Source organism: Rubripirellula lacrimiformis (assembly GCF_007741535.1).
GTDB classification, from domain to species: Bacteria; Planctomycetota; Planctomycetia; order Pirellulales; family Pirellulaceae; genus Rubripirellula; species Rubripirellula lacrimiformis.
This window is the reverse complement of sequence record NZ_CP036525.1, coordinates 1,786,750-1,797,298: the sequence shown is the minus strand read 5'-3', so window position 1 is coordinate 1,797,298 and position 10,549 is coordinate 1,786,750. Positions and strand designations below refer to the sequence as shown.

The 10,549-nt window shown below is 56.8% G+C and carries 3 protein-coding genes; all 3 read left to right on the top strand.

The window, feature by feature from the left end:
- The first annotated feature begins 480 nt into the window (after positions 1-480).
- The 3 genes from K227x_RS06315 to K227x_RS06305 are packed head-to-tail and all read left to right on the top strand — an operon-like array spanning position 481 to position 9,775.
- A complete protein-coding gene (locus K227x_RS06315) occupies positions 481-1,212 on the top strand; it encodes a sigma-70 family RNA polymerase sigma factor (RefSeq protein ID WP_145168746.1) in 732 nt (243 codons plus the stop codon).
- Positions 1,213-1,221: 9 nt separating this feature from the next.
- On the top strand, positions 1,222-6,204 hold the full coding sequence (locus K227x_RS06310; RefSeq protein ID WP_145168745.1) for a WD40 repeat domain-containing serine/threonine protein kinase: 4,983 nt from the start codon (positions 1,222-1,224) through the stop codon (positions 6,202-6,204).
- Positions 6,194-9,775, top strand: coding sequence for a WD40 repeat domain-containing serine/threonine-protein kinase (locus tag K227x_RS06305; protein WP_218933798.1), 3,582 nt, complete (start codon positions 6,194-6,196; stop codon positions 9,773-9,775). Before K227x_RS06310 ends, K227x_RS06305 begins: the two co-directional genes overlap by 11 nt.
- Positions 9,776-10,549 lie beyond the last annotated feature (774 nt).

The following is a 10,549-nucleotide window of genomic DNA, read 5'->3' as shown; positions in this document are numbered from 1 at the left end:
GCTCCGTCTTTGCACCCTGGTAGCCCGGCGGCGGGAATTCACGGCACGGGACTTGGCACGCTTGCTGATTGGATTCATGGTGTCGTTTCGTACATGCATTGTTGGAGGCTATCCACCGCAAATCGGTAGGTGAAGGCGGTCCTGAGGCTCTTGTTGGGTGGATTCCAAACGGGGTCGAAGCATCGCGAGTGCTCCGGAAAGCACTCGTTTCACAGCGAGATTGGTGTCGATGTTCTCGGCGGCTTTGGAATCGATTGACGGTGTCACTTCCTGTGACACAGCAGGTTGACTCGTTTGAATGAGTCACCTTTTGCGGGCGGACCAGGATCCCCCCTCTGCAGGTATACCTGCGAGCCACCGGCCGTTGTCGTCTCCTGATTCAGCAATTTTGGAAAGATTGACAAAAAGCGTTCGTTCACGTGGTCGTATGAACCCTAGTCCTGCCAGCCGGGGCTATAAAAATCTCGCCGCCGCCGACGGATGCCGAGCTGTCCCGCTATAAACGTCGTAGCGCATCGCATCGGATACGTTCTGCCCGTCCACCAGCGCGATCTTGACCAACAGATTTCAAAAATGTGTGAGGAAACCAACGACTTACCCCCTCGCGCCCGACCGGGCGATGAATCCTCTTTGGCAGACTTGTTCCAACAGCATCGCGATCAACTGAGATCGATGGTCGCGTTTCGGATGGACCCCAATTTGCGCAGCCGTGTGGATCCGTCGGATGTGATTCAAGAATCGTTTTTGGATCTTGCCAAGCGATTCGATGATTTCAAGACGAAACAAGAGATGTCACCACTGGTGTGGATGCGGCTTGTCACGATGGAACGACTGATGGCCGTGCACCGTCGACACGTCGACACTCAAATGCGTGACGCCCGACGCGACGTGTCGATCGACCGCGATATGGGATTTGGTGCAACATCGGTTTCATTGGCTGCCGCGCTGATGGATCGTCTATCCTCGGCATCGGGAAAGCTGATTCGTTCGGAACAAAAAGCAAAACTGCACGAACTGCTTGAGCAAATGGATCCGGATGACCGCGAGATCATCGCGCTGCGAATTTTCGAAGGCGTCACCAATGGCGAAGCCGCTGAGATTTTGCAGTTAACCAAACAGACAACCAGCAAACGGTTCGTCCGAGCGATTGAACGATTGAGAAGTAAGATGCAGGATATTCCTGGGCTGACGCAGTGGTTTAGCAAGAGTTAGGAAACGCCGATGAATCGTGAATCGAATCTGTCGCATGACTTGGATCTGTTGGTGGATGAAGTCGCCGAAGAATTTCTATTCGCCGTGCGGGCAGGAGAGCGAACGAGCGTTGATGCGTTTGTGAGTTCGCATCCCAAGGTGCTCGCAAACCCCGCGCTCGGCCAACCCCTGCGACAGATGCTCGAAACGCTCCAGGCCGTGCATGGCCTGGGCGGCGAATCGCTTCCCGCTGCCGCTGTGCCTGCCAAAACTTTTACTCAGCAGCCAGCCGATTGGCCGAAGTTCGAGGACTACGAATTGCTTCGCGTCGCGGGCCGCGGCGGGATGGGCGTCGTCTACGAAGCGACGCAATTATCGTTGTCTCGAAGAGTCGCGCTCAAGGTGTTGCCCGATCACACGCTTAACAACCCCAGCGCTGTGGCACGATTCCAACAGGAAGCTCGATCGGCCGCGCAACTTCACCATACCAACATCGTGCCTGTGTTTGAGATAGGCAACGATGGCGGGCATTGTTTCTATGCGATGCAATTCATCGAAGGCTATTCGTTGGACGAGGTGATTAGCCAGGTGCGCGAGCGAGGCGAAATTGACACAGCAAAATTGCCAGACGTTTCAACGAAGGAAATGCTGGGAGGATCGACGACCGAGTCCGAAGGGACGGTTCCCAATAGCAAATCTGCTTCGCTGGACTTTTTGGTTTCGACCATTTGTTCGGACATACCGCTCGAAGCACAGCAGACGCCAAAAATCTCCGGCAAGATCGACACGGTCGTTCGTCGTCCTGGTAGTTCCTCTTTTTCGGTTTCCCAACATTCCAAACCGTACTATCGAAACGTCGCACACATTGGACGCCAGATTGCCGATGGATTGCAGCACGCGCACGAGCGAGGCGTCATTCACCGCGACATCAAACCGGCCAACGTCGTCTTGGACGCCGAAGGTGTCGCCTGGATCACGGACTTCGGACTAGCGAAAACCGATGACACCGATCTGACCCGCGACGGAGACGTCGTAGGAACCCTGCGTTACATGTCACCGGAACGTTTCACGGGAACCTGTGGCGCATACAGTGATATCTATTCATTGGGTGTCACGCTTTACGAAATGCTGGTGCTTCAGTCTCCCTTTTCGGCCCACGATCGCATCAGCTTGATCGCCGCGATCCGCGACACGCAGCCGCCTCTGCTGCGTTCGATCAACCATCGTGTCCCGAGCGATCTGCAAACCATCGTCGAAAAGGCGATGGAAAAAGATCCGCGACGTCGTTATCAAACGGCCGCCGCAATGTCGGACGATCTGGATCGCTTTCTGGATGGTCGCCCGATCCGCGCTCGGCGCGTCGGATCGGTCGAGCGGTTCTGGTTGTGGTCCAAAAACAACGTGGCGTTGGCAGCTGCGATCGCTGCAATCGCAGCGGTGCTTGTGGTGGGAAGTGCGGTGAGCACTTGGCAGGCGGTGCGGGCGACGAAAGCGGAAAAACTGGCGACGGTTGAAGCGGCTCGAGCGACGCAGGCGGAGCAAGTACAAGCGACGCTGCGAGAAAAATCGGAGGCGAACGAGCAGACGGCCATTGCGCAAGCAGACCGTGCAACGAAAGCCGAAGCGATCGCTGTGCAGGAGAAAGAAGCGACGCGGCAGGCGCTCGCGAAGTCGCAACTGGACCTCGCCGAAAAGGAATTTGAACGCGGCAAGTTTATCGAGGCGCAGAAGATTCTCGACGAGACTCCGGAGAGCTTTCGAGATTCGAACTGGCGATTCCAACAGTCGCACTCGCGCGACTTTAACGCGCAGCTTTCCATCCCCGCCGTAGGCCTCGCGTATCAAATGCAGTTGCTGCCCCGCGGGGATCGTTTCGCAGCCAGTTTTGCCTATAACCGCATCGGAATCTTTTCAGTCTCGGGTCAGCAAGTCGGCGACTGGATTCCGACAACCTCACCACGTGTCAGTTTCGGCATCGATCGCGCCGGCAACCGCCTGGCGTTCGCGAGGTCGCAAAACGAGGTCGTGGTGACGGATCTCGGCACCGGGCTGGACATTCGTAAGTGGAAATTGAACATTGGAAAAATCGGGCACGTGTTGCTGAGCCCCGATGGTGAAATTGTGCTGGCAGCAGGCGGAACAAAACTCACGGCCTATTCCACTCAGACGGACTCGCCTCTCTGGTCACAGCCTTACAAGGGCGTTGCGCCCGCTTTCAGCCCCGATGGCCGAACGGTGGCGCATCTCGTCGCCAATGCCGATTTGGAATTGAAAATCGAACTCCTGGATACGCTGACGGGAGCCGTGCGCGGAACGCTCGAAACGACGGCGGACAATCCCGAAAAGACGACTCTGCAATTCGACCAGACCGGCGACCGGCTGGCGTGTCTAGGCGGTGACGAAGTGATCCTCTGGAACACTCAGACGGGCAAGAAAAACCGAGGGCTACACTTCCCAGGCGAGACGGTGAAATGGCTAAGTCCTGATGGGGCTTCGGTCGCGACTCTCAGCGGTGCTCGCATCCGTCTGTGGGAATCAACCACCGGACGATTGCTAAGGTCTCTCAATGGTGCCGTTGCTGAAATTCGGGAATTCTTCTTTAGTCCCGATGGCAAGATGCTGCTGTCATCGCAAATGTTATCGAATGATGCCGAGGTGAATATCTGGCCGACCCGGCTCGAAGAAGGGATCGCCTCTGTGCAACTCATTCCGAAAGAGTCGAAGTGCCGCTCTATCATTTTCGATCACGATGCGTCCAACTTCTATGCAATCGCTGACCGATCTGCCGGAGCTTGGCAAACGCGAGGTGACTCGCAGACTTGGGACTTCACGACAACCCGCGAAATCCAAGACCTCGCGGTTCATCCGGTTGACAGATCCATCATCCTGTCCGAGTGGACTAAGAAAACGTTCACCCATCTGTCGCCGACCGGAGAATCGCTGGAGTCGTTTGGATTCAACCACGGCGCGAGCCTGAGGTTCAACCGCAATGGCGACCGGCTGCTCGTCGTACAGGGCGCTTTTCATGATTCGAAAGGTGCCTGGTCATTTGCAGTTTTGGAATATCCGTCAGGCAACATCCTGCAGGACATTATGTTCGGGAATGGTTCCAATGGGATCTCATCGCACCAGCCGTTCGCCGCCTTCTGTCTCGACGATTCCGCCGTCGCCACGGCCGCCCGCGTCGGTGGGATCAACGTGTGGGATTGGAAGGCGGGCAAGCTGATTCGTCAGATCGATGCCGCGCAGACCGGGAGCATCCGTTGCCTCGCATCCAGCTCCGACGGAGGACGCCTAGCCAGCGGCGGACCGGACCGCTGGATCCGTGTCTGGGATGCGGCGACGGGCCAGCTGCAAACCGCCTTCCGCGCGCACTGGGAGGGCGTGAGCTGTTTGAAGTTCAGTCCCGATGGTCGCGAAATCCTAAGCGGCAGCGATCTTGGTACCGTGCGTATTCACGATGCGGCCAGTGGAGAAGAAAGGCTTTCCTTTTACGGCCTCACAACGCCAGTCATCGACGTGGACTTCAGTCCCGATGGCAAGCTTATCGCCGCCATCACAATGGATGCAGTAACGAAAGTATGGGATCGTGAGCTTTCGATCCGACACGCGAGACTGCCCTGGAAACCGAAAGAGAACGGGCCGTTGGTAGCCACCGACGCGGACGGCTGGCAAGAACTTCTCGCACCTCTTGATCCGTTAGAGGTTGCAACGAGCGGTACCCTGTGGAAGCTTGAAGACAGCAAACTTTTCAGTCCGGTGGCGCAGTACGCGACGATACAATTGCCCGCTAATTTGTCTGGCACGAGTTATCAAGTCCGTGTCGTGCTGCGGCAACGCGATGCAAAGAGTGTCTTCCACGTCGTCCTTCCGGTTGCAGATCGGATGTGTGGATTCGAATTGGAAGGCCGTCCCGGCATCGGCATTTGGAGCGGCCTGATCCAAGTCAAAGGCCAGTTTGGTAATCGTTTGCCAGGCGCTGTTGAAGGCAAACAGGTGACGGACGCCCAGGAGCACGAGCTCGAGGTGACCGTGAGACTCGACGACGCAAACGCCATCATCACCGCCACGCTTGACGCCCGACCGCTGTACCGCTGGAAGGGGCCCCAAACGGATCTCAGCCAGCACAAGAGCTGGGCCATGACCGATCCTGGATTCCTCGCTCTCGGTTCTTTCCGTTCGATCGCAAACGAATGGGTGGTGTCAAAAGTGAAAGTGAAGCGTCTGGATCCAGCGGCGGCGATCAGGGTGGGCGCAGAAATCGACGGTGCCTGGACTACGGCTGTGGCAGAGGTTGATTCCCCACAACGTGGCGGCCGAAACGCCGATCGAGTGAACGCCGACGGTCCAACGCATCAGTCGCTTGCCCGGTTGGTGGAACAGTCGGCCAGTTCACCTAATGATAGCCAACTGGCGATTCGAGCCGCCGCCTTGCAGGTTTGGTTCGGACTCGATGCCGACTATTCGGTCACCCGTCAACGGATGCTGAATCAGGCAAGCGATACCACCGACTGCCAACTTGCTCAGCGCGTCGCCAAACTGAGCTGCATCCGCCCACTCTCTGACGCATCCCAGCGAGAAGCGGTTCTGGCTCTAGCCCATCAAGCTATGAAAACGGGCTTCAAATCAACGGAAATGCATCGGGCTCGCCTGTCGCTTGGCATGGCCGAGTACCGAGGCGGTCTGTACACCGAGTCTGCCGCCACCCTGGCCGCTGTACCGAGCACCAAGGGCGCCAACAGATGGCTCGGGGATCTGATCAAGGACACCGCGAGTTTCTATCGTGCGATGAGCCTTTTCCAGGATGGAAAGAAAAAGGAGTCCCTTGCCATCTTCTCCGAAACGGAGGCAAGAATGACTCGCCTACCCGATGGCAAGCTATACCCTCTCACCGACGATGCCAACGATGTTCGTTTGATCCACCGGCTGACCTACAAGGAGGCGAAAGCATTGCTCGCCGAAGCCAGCATCGATGAAGAACAGAATCCTTCAGAAGCCCCCGATGAACCATAACGCAGATGACGCAAATTGTGATGACGCAAACGAGGACAACCCAAATTCGTTGGCGGACAGCGACGTTCTGATTGGCCAGATCGCCGAAGAGTTTCTGGCGGCTGGTCGCACCGGCGACCCGCCAAGCTTGAATGACTTCGTCGGCTCGCATCCCGCCGTGATTGCGAACCCAGCCATCGAAAAGTCGCTCCGGCGGATGCTGGAAACCATTCGGCTTCTGCATGGTCTCGGTGGCGAATCGTCCATGGATGAAGAACATGTTGAGTCGACATCCTCGCCAGATGCCGGCTGGCCCGAAATCGAAGACTATCAGCTGCTTCGCGTCGCGGGCCGAGGCGGAATGGGCGTCGTCTACGAAGCGATTCAAGTGCCCTTGTCTCGCAAGGTAGCGCTTAAAGTCTTGCCGGGTCACACGGCCGATAACCCCAGCGCGATGGCACGATTCAAACAGGAAGCTCGCGCGGCGGCCCAGCTTCACCATACCAACATTGTGCCTGTGTTCGAGGTCGGCGACGACGGCGGGCATTGCTACTATGCGATGCAATTTATCGAAGGCCATTCGCTGGACGCGGTGATCCGCCGGTTGCGTGAGATCCGCGACATCGACCAGTGCAAATCCCGTCACGGTCTACCGGAACAAGTACCGCAAGGTTTAGCGATCAACAGCAGTGAGGCGGAGAACGACAACAACGTTTTGCTGGATTCGCAGCTCGAGACAACTTGCTACTTCACGTTGCTGGAAACACCCCCGACGCGACAAATGCTCGACAGCGATGACACGTTGCCGATTGCCAAAGGTAGTTCGACGTTGACGGTGACGAGGCAATCCAAACCGTACTTTCGCAACGTCGCACGAATCGGACATCAAATTGCCGACGGACTCCAGCACGCTCACGAACGCGGCATCGTGCATCGCGATATCAAACCGTCCAACATCATCCTGGATCCCAAGGGAGATGCATGGATCACGGACTTCGGCCTTGCCAAGACCGATGATGTCGACCTGACACGTGACGGCGACGTCGTGGGGACGCTGCGTTACATGTCACCGGAGCGTTTTACGGGGATCTGTGATGCGAGCAGCGATATCTATTCGCTAGGCGTGACACTGTATGAGATGTTAGCGCTGCAGTCGCCGTTTTCCGCGTACGACCGTATTGGTTTGTTAGCCGCGATCCGGGACAAGCATCCGCCCCCGCTGCGATCACTGAATCATCGCGTGCCGCGTGACCTGCAAACCATTGTCGACAAGGCGATGGAAAAGGAGCCGCGTCGTCGTTATCGAACGGCCGACGCGATGGCTAGCGACTTAGAACGTTTCCTTGACGGTCGTCCGATTCGTGCCCGCCGTGTTGGTTCGGCCGAGCGGATCTGGCTATGGGCGAAAAACAATGTCGGCCTCGCGTCGTCGATCGCAACGATCGCAGTTGTCCTCATCGCGGCCAGTGTGTTGAGTACGGCGCAGGCACTTCGATTGAGCGAAGCGAATATTAGGACAACCGCCGAAGCAAGCCGCGCAACGAGAGCCGAAGCTGTTGCTATCGACGAACGCGTCACGGCTCAGAAAGCGTTAGCCAAGTCACAGCTTGAAGTCGCTGAAAAGGAATTCGAGCGAGGCAAGTTCATGGAGGCACAAAAAATTATTGACGACACCCCGGAGCAGTTCCGGGATTCCAACTGGAACTTCCTCAAAAATCATTCCAGCGACTCTGTTTGGCAGTTAATTATCCGAGGGCAGGGTAGCGTCCGCCACTTTGATTTTTCGCCCCAAAGCAATCATCTGGCAGCCGTTCTGCACCAGCGGGTCGGGGGAGTTTTCTCTCTCGACGGTAAGCAAGTCGGCGATTCGATTCCGGGATATGCGATTTACGGCGACATCGCTGGAAGTAAGGGCGGCGAGCAGATTGCCTTTCCCGTATCTGAGAGCGAGATCATTGTGCAAGAACTGCTTACGGGAAAGATTCTTCACCGTTGGCCCTGTCAGACGTATCAGTGGAGCAACGTATTGATGAGTCCCGATGGCCGGGTCACGTTGGTCACAATGAAGGGGCAACTGACGGCTTTTGAGACACGTACGGGCAAGCCGCTGTGGACCCAAAAATGGAATGGGGTTCTTCCGGATTTCAGCCTTGACTCCAGGAGCGTAGCGGTCGTCACTGAACGGAAAAACCTGGACTTCAAGATCGAGATCATTGAATTATTGAAAGGAAGCGTTTGGAAAACCTTTGAAGTGAAATCCGACAAACCGAGCCTTACACAATTGCAGTTCACGCAAAATGGCTGGCTATCGTGTTATGGTGACAACGAGCTGATCATTTTGAATGCGACATCAGGCGTGAAAATACGAGCTTTGCACTTCATGGGTGATGAGGTGCGACGATTAAGTCCCAGTGGAGCTGTTGTTGCAACCAATAATGCTAACCGCATCCGGCTGTGGGATACCAAATCGGGGCGGCTGCTACGGTCACTTAATGGACTGACCCCGTTGCCATGGAAAGTCAAATTCAGCTCTGACGGAGCGATGCTACTTTCAGCTCGTGGGGGGGCTGCCGACGGCGTCGTCGATTTCTGGTCAACTCGCCTCGAAGAAGAAGTTGCAGAAATAGCGACGGGCGATGTTCTCAACTCAGCCTCGCGTTTTCTTAATTGCAGAGTCGCGTTCGATCTTGATGGCAGTCGCGTTTACAAACTGCGTAACACTGTGGTCGAAGCTTGGCCTGTTGGGGCCAATCGCAAAGAGTGGATCGCTCGCTCCAATGGAGAACTCTTTTCCGACTTGGCGGTTCATCCCCACGACGGAACCGTCATGGTGAGCGAGAACATGAAGCCAACGTTCACGCACTTATCGGACACCGGCGAGGAACTGCCACCTTTTGGAAGGTCCAAGTCGTCGAGCGTGCAGTTCAATCGTGGTGGAGAATTCCTGCTGACCGTCAAGGTTGCGTCCGCGAAAGTCCGGCCTGGAAAGGGGGCCATCATCTTCGACTATGCAACGGGAGATGAGTTGTGGTCCAACGACGATATCGAACGGCCATTCGCTGTTTTTTGTCTCAGCGATAGTGCTGTGGCGACTGCTGCCCTTGCCGGTGGGATCGACGTTTGGGACTGGAAGTTGAATGAGCGTCTGTTTCAGATCGACGCATCACAGACGGGGAGCATTAGTTGCTTAGCGGCCAGCCCTGACGGACGACTGCTGGCGACCGGTGGACTCGATCGCTGGATTCGCGTGTGGGATTTGCCAACGCGGACGCTGAAAACGGCCTTTCGCGCTCATTGGGAGAGCGTCCGCTGTCTGAAGTTCAGTAGCGACGGAAACGAACTTCTCAGCGGTGACGCCAGTGGAACTGTCCGGATTCATGACGCCATCAAGGGCGACGAGATACTAGCCTTGTACGGTCTATCAACTCAGGTCGCAGATGTCGACTTCTCTCCCAACGGCACACAGATCGCAGCGATTGGCAAGGACGGACTTGTCAAAATTTGGAATCGTCAGATTTCGGCCGGGGCCGCAAAACTGCCCTGGCAATCTGCAGAATTCACTCGGGCTGCGGAAGCACAGCATGACGACTGAGATGATGCATTCGATGTGACACGGCGCCTAAATCGCAAGAAACGAAGCGATCAAAGTTACCCAAATCCTAGTAGTGAAGCAGTTTGCCGAGGCCGCCGGAAATCAATGTGGTCACGAGCGGTGAGAACTCGAGCGGTGGCGATGCCGGTAGGAAAATGGGGAGGTGGCTAGGTATTCCGGGGCCCATTCGGGATCGGAGGAAAATCAAATGAGACGGGGTGCGGTTCGCGTGATGAAGCATGCCACGCGCTTGCCGGCCGCGACAACCACGTGGCCGGCTGCACCCCTCGCCGACTCGACGGCACCGCCAGCAGCCCCACCGAAGGCGTCATCAGCACCCGCCCCTACGGCTCCGTCAACTAACGACTCCGCCAGCCAAGCGAGCCGCCAGCCAAGCGAGCCAGAGCAGAGGCGGAGGCAGCAGCAGAGGCCAGGCACCCCGCAATGCCCGTGGCCTCACGGCCAGCGGCTCACGGTTACCGCCAAGGTTCCGTGCCCATCTCCCCCTTGTTTGCCCCCTCTCCCCCGTCGATTTGATCCGAGGAACGAGGTTCAAATCGATGGGGGAGAGGGATGGGGTGAGGGGCAACCACCCAGGGCGATGGCACGGTCACTCACTGACTGAAAGCAGCTTTTCCATGTAGCTGCCGTCTCATCAGGCGTTCAGCCGCTCGGTCTTGACTCCGCACTTCGCCGATTTCTCTTGCTTGACCAACGGATAGACAGGTTCTCCGGGACGCGGGTCACTCATCAAAGAGGTTTGCCCCATTTGAT

What these genes read in the sequence shown, in the direction of transcription:
- K227x_RS06315 (WP_145168746.1), top strand. Translation starts at nt 481, where the DNA reads ATGCCGAGCTGTCCCGCTATAAACGTCGTAGCGCATCGCATCGGATAC.
- K227x_RS06310 (WP_145168745.1), top strand. Translation starts at nt 1,222, where the DNA reads ATGAATCGTGAATCGAATCTGTCGCATGACTTGGATCTGTTGGTGGAT.
- K227x_RS06305 (WP_218933798.1), top strand. Translation starts at nt 6,194, where the DNA reads ATGAACCATAACGCAGATGACGCAAATTGTGATGACGCAAACGAGGAC.